At 58.6% G+C, this 14,792-nt stretch carries 12 protein-coding genes; 9 read left to right on the forward strand and 3 right to left on the reverse strand.

All coding sequences use genetic code 11. The annotated features are described in order from the left end of the window. The first annotated feature begins 43 nt into the window (after nt 1-43). The 8 genes from BMOU_RS09190 to mmsB all read left to right on the forward strand — a co-directional run bounded on the left by BMOU_RS09190 (nt 44) and on the right by mmsB (nt 10,822). Nucleotides 44-1,033, forward strand: a complete 990-nt coding sequence (locus tag BMOU_RS09190) for a carbohydrate ABC transporter permease (RefSeq protein WP_371851376.1) — start codon at nt 44-46, stop codon at nt 1,031-1,033. Continuing rightward, nucleotides 1,033-1,926 (forward strand): carbohydrate ABC transporter permease, encoded by an 894-nt coding sequence (locus tag BMOU_RS09195; RefSeq protein ID WP_034876928.1) that lies wholly within the window; start codon nt 1,033-1,035, stop codon nt 1,924-1,926. The genes BMOU_RS09190 and BMOU_RS09195 overlap by 1 nt, the downstream gene beginning before the upstream one ends. A 76-nt stretch (nt 1,927-2,002) precedes the next feature. Further along, nucleotides 2,003-3,634, forward strand: coding sequence for a glycoside hydrolase family 43 protein (locus BMOU_RS09200; protein ID WP_034876929.1), 1,632 nt, complete (start codon nt 2,003-2,005; stop codon nt 3,632-3,634). A gap of 96 nt (nt 3,635-3,730) precedes the next feature. Beyond that, nucleotides 3,731-5,680 (forward strand): sialate O-acetylesterase, encoded by a 1,950-nt coding sequence (locus tag BMOU_RS09205; RefSeq protein ID WP_034876931.1) that lies wholly within the window; start codon nt 3,731-3,733, stop codon nt 5,678-5,680. Between the two features lie 64 nt (nt 5,681-5,744). Continuing rightward, nucleotides 5,745-6,374: a sugar O-acetyltransferase gene (locus BMOU_RS09210; RefSeq protein WP_034876933.1), complete on the forward strand. Its 630-nt coding sequence runs from the start codon at nt 5,745-5,747 to the stop codon at nt 6,372-6,374. Nucleotides 6,375-6,738: 364 nt separating this feature from the next. Beyond that, on the forward strand, nt 6,739-7,854 hold the full coding sequence (locus tag BMOU_RS09215) for a substrate-binding domain-containing protein (protein ID WP_034876934.1): 1,116 nt from the start codon (nt 6,739-6,741) through the stop codon (nt 7,852-7,854). Between the two features lie 141 nt (nt 7,855-7,995). Further along, nucleotides 7,996-9,534 (forward strand): sugar ABC transporter ATP-binding protein, encoded by a 1,539-nt coding sequence (locus BMOU_RS09220; protein ID WP_235143777.1) that lies wholly within the window; start codon nt 7,996-7,998, stop codon nt 9,532-9,534. Between the two features lie 58 nt (nt 9,535-9,592). Then, nucleotides 9,593-10,822, forward strand: coding sequence for a multiple monosaccharide ABC transporter permease (gene mmsB, locus BMOU_RS09225; protein ID WP_034876936.1), 1,230 nt, complete (start codon nt 9,593-9,595; stop codon nt 10,820-10,822). Between the two features lie 221 nt (nt 10,823-11,043). Here mmsB and BMOU_RS09230 read toward each other — a convergent pair whose 3' ends face one another. The 3 genes from BMOU_RS09230 to BMOU_RS09240 all read right to left on the reverse strand — a co-directional run bounded on the left by BMOU_RS09230 (nt 11,044) and on the right by BMOU_RS09240 (nt 13,324). Continuing rightward, nucleotides 11,044-11,376 (reverse strand): hypothetical protein, encoded by a 333-nt coding sequence (locus BMOU_RS09230; protein ID WP_034876937.1) that lies wholly within the window; start codon nt 11,374-11,376, stop codon nt 11,044-11,046. Between the two features lie 35 nt (nt 11,377-11,411). Further along, on the reverse strand, nt 11,412-11,684 hold the full coding sequence (locus BMOU_RS09235; RefSeq protein WP_235143762.1) for a hypothetical protein: 273 nt from the start codon (nt 11,682-11,684) through the stop codon (nt 11,412-11,414). A 119-nt stretch (nt 11,685-11,803) separates the two neighbouring features. After that, nucleotides 11,804-13,324 (reverse strand): xylulokinase, encoded by a 1,521-nt coding sequence (locus BMOU_RS09240; RefSeq protein WP_034876940.1) that lies wholly within the window; start codon nt 13,322-13,324, stop codon nt 11,804-11,806. Nucleotides 13,325-13,485: 161 nt separating this feature from the next. Here BMOU_RS09240 and BMOU_RS09245 point away from each other — a divergent pair, with 161 nt between their 5' ends. Beyond that, nucleotides 13,486-14,712 (forward strand): ROK family protein, encoded by a 1,227-nt coding sequence (locus tag BMOU_RS09245; RefSeq protein ID WP_034876941.1) that lies wholly within the window; start codon nt 13,486-13,488, stop codon nt 14,710-14,712. Nucleotides 14,713-14,792 lie beyond the last annotated feature (80 nt).

Genomic DNA, 14,792 nt, shown 5'->3' on the forward strand with positions numbered 1-14,792 from the left:
AAACAATAATGGGGCAACCCCTCAGGCACGCAGAGTCAAAAGCATGTCTGACGGCAAAGCACGTCGCAATATCGAAATATTTATCCTATCGGCGCCCGCGATCCTGCTGTTTGCATGCTTCGTGATTCTGCCGATCATTCTTGGTGCATATTACGGCTTCTACCAGTGGAAGGGTTACGGGTCGCCATCCCAGACCGGTAAATTCGTCGGATTCCAGAACTATGTCACGGCATTGAAGGATCCTTCTTTCCAGGCGGCCATTTTGCACACGTTCGAAGTGGTGATCGGATCTCTGGTGATCCAGGCCCCTCTCGCCATCCTGTTCGCTTTGCTCCTCAACCAGAAGTTCAAGGGGCGCGGTCTGATTCGTACGCTCATCTTCGTACCATACGTTGTCTCCGAAGTGATTGTCGGCACCGGTTGGAGCCTGTTGTTGCAGAAGAAAGGCGCCATCAACGAGATCCTGGCAAATTTCGGCGTTGATGGCCCCGACTGGCTTGCCGATCCGAAAATCGCAATGTTCACTCTGCTGTTGCTCATCAGCTGGAAGTACATCGGTTTCGCTGTGATCCTCATGCTTGCCGGCATGCAGTCCATTCCGGAAGAACTCTACGAGGCGGCTCGCGTTGATGGTGCCGGATTCTGGCAGATGCAAAAAAGTATTACCCTGCCACTGCTCGCTCCGACTCTGCGCATCTGGGTGTTCCTGTCGGTAATTGGTTCGTTGCAGCTATTCGATTTGGTTTACATCGTATGGGGCAAGTACGTGTCCACCACGGCAGGTGTGTCCACCATGGCCACCTATATGGTGCGCGAAGGCCGAGGAGCTGGCAATTATGGTTACGGTTCCGCCGTGGCTCTGATTATCTTCGTGATCTCCTTGGTCATTGCCCTGACCTATCAAAAATACGTGCTCAATCGCGATCTGGACGGTGCCGTGACCGAGCAGAAGGAAGCCAAGAAGCGCACGGCGAAGCGTGCGAAGGAAGCACGGCGTCTCGAGGCCGCCGCAACAGCAAGTGAGGTGAAGTGATGACTACCGCAAATATCGCAAAGCGTTCCGTCAAAAGCAAGTACACCGCGAAAAACGGCTATCATGTATCCTCCAAGACGCCATGGGGACATCCAATCGTATATTTCTTCTCGCTGGTATTGGTGGCCATCTGCGTCACTCCGGTGCTGTACATCATCTTCGGTGGCTTCCGTACCAACTCACAAATCACCAACCATCCGTCCGGTCTGCCCAATCCATGGGTGGTTGACAACTACGTCTCCGTATTCACCAGCGACATCTTCTGGACCGAACTGGGTAACTCCACCATCGTAGGTCTTGCCACCATGGTCGGTGTGGTCGTACTCGGCATCATGGTGAGCTTCGTCATCGCCAGATATAAGTTTCGTTATGCGCCGCTCATGTACGCGCTGTTCTCTGCGGGTCTGATGTTCCCGATGACCGTCGGCATTACGCCATTGTATCTGCTGATTCGCAACCTGGGCCTGTCGAACTCCCTACTGGGTCTGATCCTGCCCCAGATAGCTTTCGGTCTACCGCAGACCATCATCATTCTGGTGCCGTTCCTCCAGTCCATTCCGGACGAGCTCGAGGAAGCCTGCCTGCTTGACGGATGCTCCCGTCTCGGATTCTTTTGGCGTATGGTCATTCCTCTGTCCATGCCCGGCGTAGCCACTACCGGCATCCTCACTTTCGTGGGCAGTTGGAACGCCTATATGCTGCCGCTGTTCGTGCTCAGCGACGAGAGCAAGTACACCTTGCCGCTTGGCGTGCAGATGTTCAGTTCCGAACACTCCGTCGACACGGCCCAAGTGCTGGCCTTCACCTCGTTGGCCATGCTTCCTGCCCTAATTTGCTTCACCATCTTCCAGAAGAAGATCGTTGGCGGTCTGACAGGCGCCGTCAAGGGCTGACGAAACCAAAAAAATGTGCCTGGGGCGTACTTCCTTCTCCGTCTTCCGGGCCTTTACCCACATAAGAGGCAAAACCATGAAGATTTCCAACCCCGTACTCACTGGCTTCCACGCCGATCCGTCAATGATCCGAGTCGATGACACCTACTACATCGCCAATTCCACCTTCGAATGGTTTCCCGGCGTGCGTCTGCATGAATCCAAGGATCTGGTGCATTGGAACACATTGCCAAGTCCGCTGAACCGTGTCAGTCAGCTTGATATGAAGGGCAATCCATCATCCGGCGGGATCTGGGCTCCCGACCTCAGCTATGCGGATGACAGATTCTGGCTCATCTACACCGACGTGAAGGTGGTCAACGGCGCATTCAAGGACTGCGTCAACTACATGGTCACCGCCGACGACATCCATGGGCCGTGGAGTGATCCGATCCGCGTCAATGGCGTCGGCTTCGATTCCAGCCTGTTCCACGACGATGACGGGCGCAAGTACCTCGTGCAGCAGACCTGGGATTTCCGTGAATACCATCATCCGTTCAACGGCATCACCCTTACTGAGTTCGATGTGGATACCATGCGGCTCAAGCCGGAAACGGCGCGGACGATCTGGGACGGTACCGCGGTGAAGGTGGTGGAGGGCCCGCACCTGTACAAGAAGGACGGTTGGTATTACCTGTTCGCAGCCGAAGGCGGCACCCAGTATGAGCATCAGGAATCCGTGGCCCGTTCGCGTACGCTCGACGAACGCTCTTTTGACGTCATGCCCGACGGTCCGTTCATCGGCAACTACGACACTCCTGACTTCTACTTGCAGAAACAAGGGCATGGCGCGCTTGTGGACACGCCATCAGGGGAGTGGTACTACGCCTCCCTATGCGGTCGCCCGTGGCGTCATGACACCGAACCGTCGCATGGCGTACGCGGCTGGTGTACGCTTGGGCGCGAAACCTCCATCCAGAAGGTGCGGTGGGATGAAGATGGTTGGCCTCGCGTTATCGGTGGCCGAGGTGGGCAGCGGTATGTGGACGCTCCGAAGGATGCCATTGGAACCACGGCTCCACTAAGTCGCGACGAACATGATGAATTCGAATCCGACACGCTTGGCGTGAACTGGAACACCGTACGCGTGCCGTTCACCGAAGCCATGGGCAAGGTCGGCGGCGGCAAGCTTACGTTGCGTGGACAGGGATCTCTGTGCAATACATTCGAACGGTCGATGGTGGCCCGCCGATGGCAGGCGTTCAACTTCAATGCCGAGACCAAGGTGCGTTTCGACCCGGCGAACTACATGCAGATGGCCGGACTGACGAACTATTACGACGATCTGTGCTGGTCATGGGCGTTCGTAACCTGGGACGAGAAGCGCGGGACCCGCGTCATCGAAGTGGCTCAGAACGACTTCAACCAGTACACCTCGTTCCTCAAAGACAACGCCATCGTGGTGCCGCAGGAAGCCGAGGCCATATGGTTGCGCACCAAGGTACGCACGGAATATTATTCCTATGAGTATTCCCTCGACGGAGAGCATTTCACCGAGATTCCGGTACGGCTGGATGCGAAAATCCTCTCCGACGATTACATCGTGCAGCGGTATGGCGGCTTCTTCACCGGCGCATTCGTCGGCATGGCCTGCTGCGATCTGTCCGGTTATGATGCGACGGCTGATTTCAGCTACTTCGACTATAGGGAGCTGCCCGATAACGAATAGTCACGCCTTGCCAAGGCGGCGGACGGATGTCTATACATATCTCCCGCCGCGTTCAGTGGGCGTCGGCGGAACGTGTGCATGCAAGGGAAATGGACCATGGCGCTGACTTTACCGAAATTATTGAATGACGGATGCGTGCTGCAGTCCGGACAGACCATTCATATATGGGGTTGGTCCGATGCCGGTGATACCGTCATGGCTACTCTGCAGGAACAGTCCGCTACCGCGATTGTGCAACCGGATGGTTCTTGGATCGTCGATTTTGGACCGCTCGATGCCGGTGGGCCGTTTGCAATGAAAATCCGCTCCTCTTCAGGTGAGCGCTTGGAACGCGATTGCTATGTCGGCGAGGTGTTTCTGTGCTCCGGGCAATCGAACATGGAATTGCCCATGAAGTGGGTGCATGCCGACTATCCGCAGGAATGGGAGCATGCAGCCGATCCGTTGCTGCGCCAGTACAAGGTGATTCCCGAATGCGACTTCACCGGCCCTCATACCGACCATGGTCGTGCCGCTTGGTACGGCTGCGATGCCGAAACATTGGGGGATTTCTCCGCGCTCGCCTACTTCTTCGGCAAAAGAATCCGCGAACGGTTCGATGTTCCGGTCGGCCTGCTGAACGTTTCGCTGGGCGGGTCGCCAATCGAATCGTGGATGGATGCAGCCGCGTTGGAAGCTTTTCCCGAGGCATTGGCCGAACTCGGCCCATACCTTGGTGAGGGCGTGGCAGAACGTCGCAGCGCCGATTCCATCGTTGCTCGCGATCACTGGTATCAGGCGTTGGGATACCCGGTCGTGGGGGATGCCCATCACGAGTGGGTGCCGATGAACGACTGGCCTTGCCCAAAAGACAAGGCCGAGGAACCCGCTGGTGCCGTTTGGCGGGATATTACGCTGCCCGGCTGGTTCGCTGAACGTGGTCTGGATGACTTCCGTGGTGAAATGGAATTGAAAAGAACCGTGGAACTTCCAGTCGGTGTGGATGCGCACGATGCGTTGCTTCGCTTGGGTACCATGAACGATGCCGACCATACATGGGTCAACGGTATGCTGGTCGGCGGCCGGAGCAACCTGTACGAGCCGCGTGACTACTCCCTGGATGCCGGCATCCTGCATGAGGGTATCAATGAGATTCGCGTCCGTCTTGTTGTCGAACGTCCGGGCGGACGTGTGACTCCAGACAAGCCGATGATCCTCATCGTGGGCGGTATCACCTACGACCTGTCCGGCGAATGGCGGTATGCCGTCACCGCCAAAGTGCAGGAGGATTGCCCATTCGAGGACTTTGTACGCTGGAAGCCGACCGGTCTGTACAATGCCATGCTTGCGCCCTGCTTCCCCTATGCGGTACGTGCCGCGTTGTGGTATCAGGGCGAATCCAACACAGGGGAATCGGCGTCAAGATACGCTGACATGCTGGAAGCCATGATTGGTCTGTGGCGGAGCGAATGGAAGCAGGATCGTCTGCCGTTCCTGGTCGTGCAGCTGCCGAACTGTTCAATTGATTGCGCTGAAGATGACGGTTGGCCGTTGGTTCGCGAAGGGCAATGGGAGGTTGCGTGCCGGATCCCGGATGTGGCCACGGTGGTGACTTTGGATGCTGGTGAATGGAACGACCTGCATCCGCATGATAAGCGGCTCATCGCCACGCGCCTGTATGAGGCAGCGTTGGATTTGGTGTATGGCGAGAGGTGTCGGTCCGTTCCCCGTGCCGATACCGTGGAATGCGGCGAAGGGTGGCTGACCGTTCATACCACATGGGCAACGTATGCAGGCCGTCCATTGCAAGCTACTGACCTCAGTCTGACCACGTTGGATGGTGCCGATCCGGAAGGGATCGTCCTTTTCTGGAATGATGCCGAAAAACAGAGGAGGGCCCAGGCCGTCATCGACGGTGCCGACATCAAAGTGCGTATACCGGCCCGCAGGCCGCGCGAAGTGCGCTACGCATGGTGCAACGATCTTGAATCCGGTCTCATCTGCGATGACGACGGTACTTTGCTGCCACCATTCCGTATCGTCCTGCCCGATTCGCCAATTTGTTAGATGGTCGAAATAACATATTGCGTGGGCGTTCACAGCATAAACGGAAAGCGGAAGGTGGGAGAGTATGGCACGGGATCTGGAAGCGTTGATCGCGTCCGATGAGGATCTGACCAAGCTGTTCGGCGGCGAACCGACGCAGTACCGCAAGTCGAAGTCGTTGCCGAAGTTCACGGCGCAGGCCATGCAGACCTGTGCGAAGATCAATCGCATCTTCTTCGCTGATCCCGATGAGGCCTACCGCCTGTTCCATGAGCTGATTCCGGGAGCGGGGGAAGGTGTCCAATTCACGCCGCCGTTCAACGTGGATTATGGCATCGGCCTTACGATCGGCCGCGGCACCTTCCTCAACAAGGACTTCATGGTGGTGGGCGGCGGCTACGTGACCATCGGCGAGGATTGCCTGATTGGTCCGCGTTGCACCATCGCCACTCCGAACCATGCCAAGGATGCCGCCACCCGACTTGCAGGCTGGGAGCATGCCTCGCCGGTCACCATCGGCAGCAACGTATGGTTCGGTACGAACGTGACCGTCACGCCAGGTGTCACCATCGGCTCGAACTCCATCATCGGCGCCGGTTCCGTGGTGACGCGTGACATTCCCGAAAACTCCATCGCGGTAGGCAATCCGGCTCGTGTGATCCGTGAAATACCTGATCACGACCCCGCCTTCGCCGAGGTCGAGGGCATGATCTGAAGGCTGGCCGTGACGGGACTCCGATTCATGGAGGGATGGAGGGGTGATATGTACGACATATGCACCCCTATACGGCGTGTTGCGAAAATTTGAAAGTTTGGAGAACAAAATTTTTTCGAAACCTACGAAATAAGACCTCAATGTTGAATCTTTAAAATGTGACAACGCTTACTGAATTGCCACTTAGTAAGTTAGATGAGTGTACTAAATTTCACTGGAATTTCAGTATTTCCATTGGAAACGCAGAAATAATATGTTTAATCATTGAACTAAGTGTTAGAATTGTTGCAGGTCACATGAACGAGCATGTGACTCTCAAGGAAGAGAAATCGCAAGATTCAGTTTCATCGGCGAAAGGAATCTCATGAACAAGTGGACCAAGGCCATCGCTGCCATTGCCGCGACCGCAATGCTCATCCCTCTGGCTGCCTGCGGAAGTTCCCGTGGCGGTAATTCCGGCTCCAGCTCATCCAAAGACGCCTCCGATGTGAACATCGGCATCTCCATGCCGGAGCAGATGCTCGAACGTTGGAAGATCGACGGTTCCAATCTGAAGAAGCAGCTGGAAGGCTATGGCTACAAGGTCACCCTGCAGTACGCGGACGGCAAGACCGATCTGCAGACCTCCCAGATTCAGAACATGGCCAACAATGGCATGGACTACGTGGTCGTCGCGTCCATCGATGGCACCTCCACCGGCGCCGCCTGCGAACAGGCCCAGTCCAACGGTGCAAAGATCATCGCCTACGATCGCCTGATCATGAACACCGACGCCGTCGACTACTACGCCACCTTCTCGCTTGAGGAGGTCGGCAAGATGCAGGGCGAGTACATCGAGAAGGCTCTCGGCCTCAAGGATGGCAAGAAGGGCCCGTTCAACGTCGAGCTCATGGCCGGTTCCCCGACCGACAACAATGCGGGCTACTACTTCAAGGGCGCATGGTCCGTGCTCGGCAAGTACTACAAGTCCGGCGTGCTGCAGGCCAAGTCCGGCAAGGTTCCTGCCGACGAGACCGAATGGCAGTCCATCGGCATCGACAACTGGGATCGTCAGAAGGCCCAGAACGAAATGGAGAACCGCATCAACTCCTTCTACAATGATGGCACCAAGCTTGACGCGGTCCTCGCTCAGAACGACGCCGAGGCCCTTGGCACCGTGAACGCCGTCGAAGGAGCCGGCTGGGACTACTACCCGGTCATCACCGGTCAGGACGCCGAAAAGGCCAACGTGCAAGCCATCGTCAAGGGCAAGCAGTCCGAAACCGTATATAAGGACACCCGTGAACTGGCCAAGGCGACCGCGCAGATGATCAAGGATCTGGTCGACGGCAAGACCCCGGAGGCCGCGGACACCTTCAATAACGGTACCAAGGATGTGCCGACCCAGCTGCTGACCCCCGTCTCCGTCGATAAGACCAACCTGAAGGAGGTCCTCGTGGACGGCGGCTACATCTCCGCCAAGGATGCGGGTCTCGAGTAGACCACACGGAAAAGACGAGCGCCGCGCCTGCAACGCGCCGGAGCGGCGCTCTCTTGTTCCCTGAAAGTCAGTAAGCGATCGTGAAGCAATGACGCAACGGAGGAGGTTGCTGTGGCTACCAATAATGACGTGATTCTGCAGATGAATCATATCGTCAAGCGCTTCGGTCCCGTCACCGCACTCAAGGATGTGAATATCACCGTAAGACGTGGTCAGATATTCTCCATCTGCGGTGAAAACGGCGCGGGCAAATCGACTTTGATGAACGTTTTGTCGGGTGTGTATCCGTACGGCACCTATGAAGGTGATATCGTCTACGACGGCGAAACCTGCAAATTCAGGACCATTCGCGATTCCGAGAGCAAAGGCATCGTGATCATCCACCAGGAACTCGCTTTGGTGCCGTATATGTCGATTCAGGAAAACATCTTCCTGGGCAACCAGATCAGGAAAGGCATCGCCATCGATACCGATGCCCAGCGCAAAGAGGCTTTGCGCGTGATGAATCTGGTGGGGCTCAACGAAAACCCGGACACCCTGATTGCCAACATCGGCGTCGGCAAGCAGCAGCTCGTCGAAATCGCCAAGGCGCTGACCAAGGACGTGAAGCTACTCATTCTCGACGAGCCGACCGCGGCCCTGAACGATGAGGACTCCTTCAAGCTGCTCGACCTGATCGACCAGCTGCGTAAGGAACACGGCATTACCGCCATCATCATCTCGCACAAACTCAACGAGATCGCGGCCTCGGCCGATGCGGTGCAGGTCATTCGAGACGGCCAGACCATCAGCCATATCGACATCGACGCCGAGCATCCGCTCGATCAGGACGCGCTGATCCGTGACATGGTCGGCCGTCCGCTGACCAATCGTTACCCGGACCACCAGTCGCATATCGGTGCCGAGATGTTCCGCATGGAGAACTGGAAGTGCCACCATCCGCTCGACGAGAACCGCCTCGTATCCAAAGACGTGTGCATGAACGTGCGCAAGGGTGAGATCGTAGGCGTTGCGGGCCTTGTCGGCGCAGGGCGGACCGAAACCATGATGAGCATGTTCGGCCACCAGTACGGCACCCATGCCACCGGCAAATTGTATCTGGAAGGCAGGGAAGTGAACTTCCCGTCCGTGCGCAGCGCCATCGACCACGGCGTAGCGTACGCCACCGAGGATCGTAAGGTCTACGGCCTGAACCTTATGGATACCATCCGTGGCAACACTTCACTGGCCAGTCTCAAGGCGTTGAGCAAATTCGGAGTGATCGATGAGACCCAGGAGAAGAAAATCGCCGAAAAGTACCGCACCGAATTCCGTACCAAGGCGCCGACCATCGAAATGCCATCGGGCAACCTCTCCGGCGGCAATCAGCAGAAGGTCGTGCTTGCGAAGTGGGTGGCCACCAATCCCAAGGTGCTGATTCTCGACGAACCGACGCGAGGCATTGACGTCGGCGCGAAATACGACATCTACGAAATCATCGACCAGCTTGCCGACGCGGGCTCGGCCGTGATCGTGGTCAGCTCCGAACTGCCGGAACTGCTCGGCATCTGCGACCGCATCTACACGATGTGCAACGGTACGATCACCGCCAATGTGGACGCCAAAAGCACCGATCAGGAAGAGCTGATGCGCTACATGACCGCCGAGATCCCGGTCGATCCGAGCAAGGTATACGCCTGAAAGCCTGAAATCCTTAAGTCCGATGACGGACCTGAACCGTGAAAGGAAACGCATTCAAATGTCAGCTGCAAATTCCGCCGCCGTCAAGAAGGGCGACGACAAGGTAGAAACCCAGTCCCTCAAGGAGCTGTTGCTTGGCAACGCTCGCTCCTACGGCATCTTCTTCGCGCTGGTCGTGGTGATCATCGTATTCCAGATTCTCACCGGCGGACGTCTGCTCAACCCGAACAACGTGGTCGCGCTGTTCCAGCAGAACGCCTACGTGCTCATCGCCGCAATAGGTATGCTGATGGTCATCATCGCCACCCACATCGATCTGTCGGTCGGCTCGGTGGTCGCCTTCATCGGTGGCGTCGGAGCATTGGCCATGAAAAATTGGGGCTTGAACTGGTTCCTTGCCATCATGCTGATGATCGTCATCGGTCTGGCCATCGGCGCATGGCATGGCTTCTGGGTCGCCTACGTCGGTGTTCCGGGCTTCGTCACCACCTTGGGTGGCATGCTGATCTTCCGTGGCCTCGCCACCGTCGTCGCCGGCGAATCCATCCCGGTCTCCGACCCGACATTCCGTGCCATCTCCAAGGACTACCTACCGAACGTCTTTGGCTTCTGGGGAGAATTCTCAAGCAATGCGATCATCGTAGGCGTCGTCGCCATCGTGCTCGTCATCTGGATGCAGCTGCGCAAGCGCAACAACGCCATCAAGAACGGTCTGCCGGTGCAGCCGATGAGCTTCGTGGTCCTCAAGCTGGTCATCGCCGTCGCGGCAATCGCCTATGTGACCTACCTGCTGGCCTGCTCCGGCAACGCCACCCAGGGTGGCATCCCGATCGTGATGCTCATTATCGGCGTGCTCATCGGCGTGTACTGGTTCGCGCTGAACCGCACCGTCTACGGTCGTAACGTCTATGCCGTCGGCGGCAACCGCAAGGCCGCCATCCTTTCCGGCATCGACACCAAGGCGACCGATTTCAAGATCTTCCTGAATATGGGCTTCCTGACCTCCATTGCGGCTGTCATCACCCTGTCGCGACTGGCATCCGCAACCGCACAGACCGGTATGGAGTTCGAGATGGACGCCATCGCGGCCTGCTTCATCGGTGGCACTGCGGTCACCGGCGGCATCGGCACCATTCCGGGTGCCATGGTCGGCGCTCTGATCATGGGCGTACTGAACCAGGGCCTGTCCATCATGGGCGTTGACGCCGCCTGGGTCAAGACCATCAAGGGCCTCGTCGTGATTGCGGCAGTGGCCTACGATCTGGTCAGCAAGCGCAAGAAGGGCTGATTCATTCCTCCTCCTCGAAGGCGCCGTCTTTCTCGTCAGGGAAAGACGGCGCCTTGTTCGTCTCCCGTCACCGAACGCAGACTTTTCCGGAATCATGATGAAGCGTCATTCGTAGTCATGCGCTGTGACGCGCCATATGCTGTGAGATGCGGTGATGGCGGTGCATCGGTGCAATGAAAAACCGCAATCCTCGGACGTGACGGATTGCGGTGTACCGATTTTTACCTGCGTTTGCGTTGCCTGGACTTCGGTTTCGGCTCGTAAGGCTTGAGAAAATCCCATCTGGAGACGAGGGCGTTGTGTATCGGTGGGATCTTGCCGATGCCGAAGCCGGCGAAAATGCCGCCAAGCATTGTCCATGTGGACAGATCCTGCCCGGAGAACAGCATTGCAATGTAGATGATGGCGATGATGAAACAGATCAGCGATGATGCCCGCCGCTGCGGGTCGGTCATCTTGCTGTTCTGAATCGGCATCGCGCCCAACAGCAGTCCGGCGGCTAGGCAGATCAGACCCAGCACGACGGCCAGGCTTAACGATAATGCGGAAGGCATGGAAACGGTTCCTTTCTTCAGGGATTGCGGAGAGGTCACTCAACGTCGGCGGCGTCTTCGCCATCCGCGGCGGTGCCGATTGCTTCGTCTTCTTCGACGTCGTGGCCATCGTCATCGTTATTGCGGGACTTGCCTTGTGCGACCCATAGTTGTGCCGCGCTGAAGCCGGTATACAGCACCGCAACGGCGATGCAGACGATCAGGATGATGCTGGGGGCCGTCGTCAGCGTGCCGTCCTTCAGCGCGGAGACGACCGACTGCGCCAGCCAAGCGATGCATGCGACGCAGGTCAGTGCATAGAGCCTCATACGGAAGCCATCGTTCATATCTCACCCGTCCTTCAGGTATATGTGCCGATGATAGTCGAAACGGGGCGGCACCTGATGTACCGTCCCGTTTCAAATGCGCATCTTACGCGGCCGGAGAATCAGCCGCGTGCCTTAGCGTAGGCCTCGTAGACGGCCGGGGTCGGCTCGCCGGTCTCGACGCCGTCGATGGTGAGCTTCCATGCCGGCGGTTCGTTTTCGCCGGACAGCACCCATGCGGCCTGGCGCGCAGCGCCGATGGCCACGTATTCGTCGGTGGCCGGACGGGTCACGTCCATGCCGAGAATGCTCGGGGCAAGCGTGCGGATGGCTTCGGACTTCGCGCCACCGCCGATGAGCAGGATGCGCCTGATGTCGGCGCCAAGGGAGCGGATGAGCTCCAGGCAGTCACGCTGGGAGCACAGCAGGCCTTCGACGAAGGCGCGTGCCATGTTCTCCTTGGTGGTGTTGGCCAGCGTCAGGCCGGAGAGGGTGGCGGTCGCGTCCGGACGGTTTGGGGTGCGCTCGCCGTCGAAATACGGCACCAAGGTGATGCCTCCTGCGCCTGGTTCGGAGGCGAAGGCCAGTTTGGCCAGCTCGTCGTAGTCCACACCGAGTGCCGCACGGCCGGCATCGAGAATGCGGGAGCCGTTGATGGTGCAGGCAAGTGGCAGGTAGTGGCCGGTGCAGTCGGCGAAGCCGGAGACGGCGCCTGTCAGATCGTAGGTCGGTTTTTCGGAGATCGCCGCGGCCACGCCGGAGGTGCCGAGGGATACGGATACGTCGCCGACCTCCATGCCCAAGCCCAGTGATGCCATGGCGTTGTCGCCGCCGCCCGGTGCGATCAGGCATCCGCCGTCGACGTTCCCGCCTGCGATTGCGGGGTCGGCCTTGACGGCGGCCGCGTCGCGCGGGCCCAGCACGGTCGGCAGTACGATGGCGTCGGCGTGCGACTTGGCGGCTTGCGCACCTTCGGCAGGCTCGAGCACCATGGCGATCAGGTCGCGGCGATACTCGTCGGAGGCGGCGTCGTAGTAGATGGTGCCGGAGGCATCGGAACGATCGGTGAACAGGGCGTCGAGATGGGCGTCCTCGCCTTCGGCGACCGGTCCGTAACCGGCGATGCGCCAGCTCAGCCAATCATGTGGCAGGCAGACGGCCGCGATCTTCCGGGCATGCTCAGGCTCGTTTTCCGCAACCCAGGCCACCTTGGTCAGCGTGTAGGAGGCGACGGGGGAGGAGCCGACGGCCTTGACCCAGCGCTGCTTGCCGCGGGCGATCGGATCCTCCGGCTCGCCGTCTTCGGCCGGGGCGGCACCCATCCTCTCGATCAGGGCGGCGGCCTGCGGGGCGGAGCTGACGTCATTCCACAGCATGGCATCACGAATCACATTGCCCTGCTTGTCCAGAATCACCATGCCGTGCTGCTGGCCGCCGACGGCCAGGGCTTCGACATCATCCAGCCCGCCGGCCTGTTGCGCGGCCTGAAGGAACGCGTCCCACCAATATGAGGGGTTGACGGATGTGCCGTTCGGATGCTTCGCCTGGCCGAAACGCACCAGTTGGCCGGTCTCGGCGTCGGTCACGCGCACCTTGCAGGACTGGGTCGAGGTATCGACGCCGGCCACGAGTTTTCTGGTCATTATGCCTCCTTGCCGTGAGCCGTGCGTCATCGAACACGGACGTCGGCCGCACTCTATTAGTTAGATGAATGAACTATAATGTCCAGTGTACCATCATAAATTGGTTTGACTAACTGATTCGGTGTGCTTTCCTTGCAAAGTGGCGTCGGGAAGGAGTGTCAATGGCATCGCTGCGAAGAATCAACCAGGATGATCTGCGCAATCATAATCTTTCCGTGGTGCTTGATTCGCTATTGCGCGCCACGGATCAGCTCAGCCGAGCCGACCTCGCCAAGGAGACGGGACTGACCAAAGCCACCATGTCGGTGCTGGTGTCGTTGCTGATGGACAACAACGTACTGGAGGAGGGCGTGCCGACCGGGCAGTCGTTGTACGGCCGGCCCAGCATCCCGTTGCTGCTCCGGGGTGGGCGGATGTGCGGCATCGGTCTGCAGGTCAACACCGATGGCTATGGCATCGCCGTGCTTGACATCAACGGCACCACCGTGGACGAGCAATGGGTGGATGCCGACATGACGAATGCCGATGCCGATGCGGTGTTCCACGATCTTGACGAACTTGCGAAAACGCAGGAGGCGTCACTTGAGCGGATGGGTTATACCCTGGCCGGTTCGGGGCTCGCATTGCCGGGGCTGGTCACCGACGACCTTCGTTTGCTGGGAGCGCGCAACCTTGGTTGGGAGCAGCTCGATCTGAAGACCTTCGACGTGGTGCGGCGGCTTGATCCGAAAGTCGGCAACGAGGCGAATGCGGCCGCGTTGGCACAGATCCCCGGATACGCCACGCAGCGCAGGGGGGTCGGACTGGTCGAGCCGACCGACTCCTTCATCTATCTATCCACCGATGTCGGCATCGGCGGCGCCGTGGTGCGCGACGGCCATGTGGTGCGGGGTGACCATGGCTTCGGCGGCGAGCTTGGCCATGTGTCGGTGGACATGCGTGGGCCGATCTGCCGTTGCGGCCGCCGGGGATGCCTGGAGGTGTATGCGGGTCGGCGATCGATGGTCAGCGCTGCAGGCATCGCCAGCAGTGACGCCGCAGCCACGCATGAATCGATCAACGAGCTGATCGACCGTTGGCGCCAGCGCGACTCCAAGGCCGTGGCCGTGGTCGAGAAGGCATTGGAAGCCATGGCTTCGGTGATTGCCTCGATGATCAACGTATGCGATGTCGACACCGTGATGCTCGGTGGTTTGTGGGCGCATTTCGAACCCGATCTGATTCGCCGGATCGAACGTATGGTCCGGCCGCAGGTGCTGTCATACCCTGAAGTGCAGGCCCGGGTGATGATGGCCGACGTCGTGGCCCGGCCGGCCCTGATCGGAGCCGCCGAAGTGGGCCTGCGCACGTTTGTGGACAATCCACTGGAGTTTCTCGAACAGGAGTAGTCCACCCATTTGCTAGACTAGCCGAGTTGGCATGTTCGCATGTTGCAATGTGGGGCGTTAGCTCAGTCGGTTAGAGCATC

Source organism: Bifidobacterium moukalabense DSM 27321 (assembly GCF_000522505.1).
In the GTDB taxonomy this organism is placed as follows: Bacteria; Actinomycetota; Actinomycetes; order Actinomycetales; family Bifidobacteriaceae; genus Bifidobacterium; species Bifidobacterium moukalabense.

Excerpts from the sequence above, each read along its gene's own strand:
- BMOU_RS09190 (WP_371851376.1), top strand. The coding sequence starts at position 44 with ATGTCTGACGGCAAAGCACGTCGCAATATCGAAATATTTATCCTATCG.
- BMOU_RS09195 (WP_034876928.1), top strand. The coding sequence starts at position 1,033 with ATGACTACCGCAAATATCGCAAAGCGTTCCGTCAAAAGCAAGTACACC.
- BMOU_RS09200 (WP_034876929.1), top strand. The coding sequence starts at position 2,003 with ATGAAGATTTCCAACCCCGTACTCACTGGCTTCCACGCCGATCCGTCA.
- BMOU_RS09205 (WP_034876931.1), top strand. The coding sequence starts at position 3,731 with ATGGCGCTGACTTTACCGAAATTATTGAATGACGGATGCGTGCTGCAG.
- BMOU_RS09210 (WP_034876933.1), top strand. The coding sequence starts at position 5,745 with ATGGCACGGGATCTGGAAGCGTTGATCGCGTCCGATGAGGATCTGACC.
- BMOU_RS09215 (WP_034876934.1), top strand. The coding sequence starts at position 6,739 with ATGAACAAGTGGACCAAGGCCATCGCTGCCATTGCCGCGACCGCAATG.
- BMOU_RS09220 (WP_235143777.1), top strand. The coding sequence starts at position 7,996 with ATGAATCATATCGTCAAGCGCTTCGGTCCCGTCACCGCACTCAAGGAT.
- mmsB (WP_034876936.1), top strand. The coding sequence starts at position 9,593 with ATGTCAGCTGCAAATTCCGCCGCCGTCAAGAAGGGCGACGACAAGGTA.
- BMOU_RS09230 (WP_034876937.1), bottom strand. The coding sequence starts at position 11,376 with ATGCCTTCCGCATTATCGTTAAGCCTGGCCGTCGTGCTGGGTCTGATC.
- BMOU_RS09235 (WP_235143762.1), bottom strand. The coding sequence starts at position 11,684 with ATGAGGCTCTATGCACTGACCTGCGTCGCATGCATCGCTTGGCTGGCG.
- BMOU_RS09240 (WP_034876940.1), bottom strand. The coding sequence starts at position 13,324 with ATGACCAGAAAACTCGTGGCCGGCGTCGATACCTCGACCCAGTCCTGC.
- BMOU_RS09245 (WP_034876941.1), top strand. The coding sequence starts at position 13,486 with ATGGCATCGCTGCGAAGAATCAACCAGGATGATCTGCGCAATCATAAT.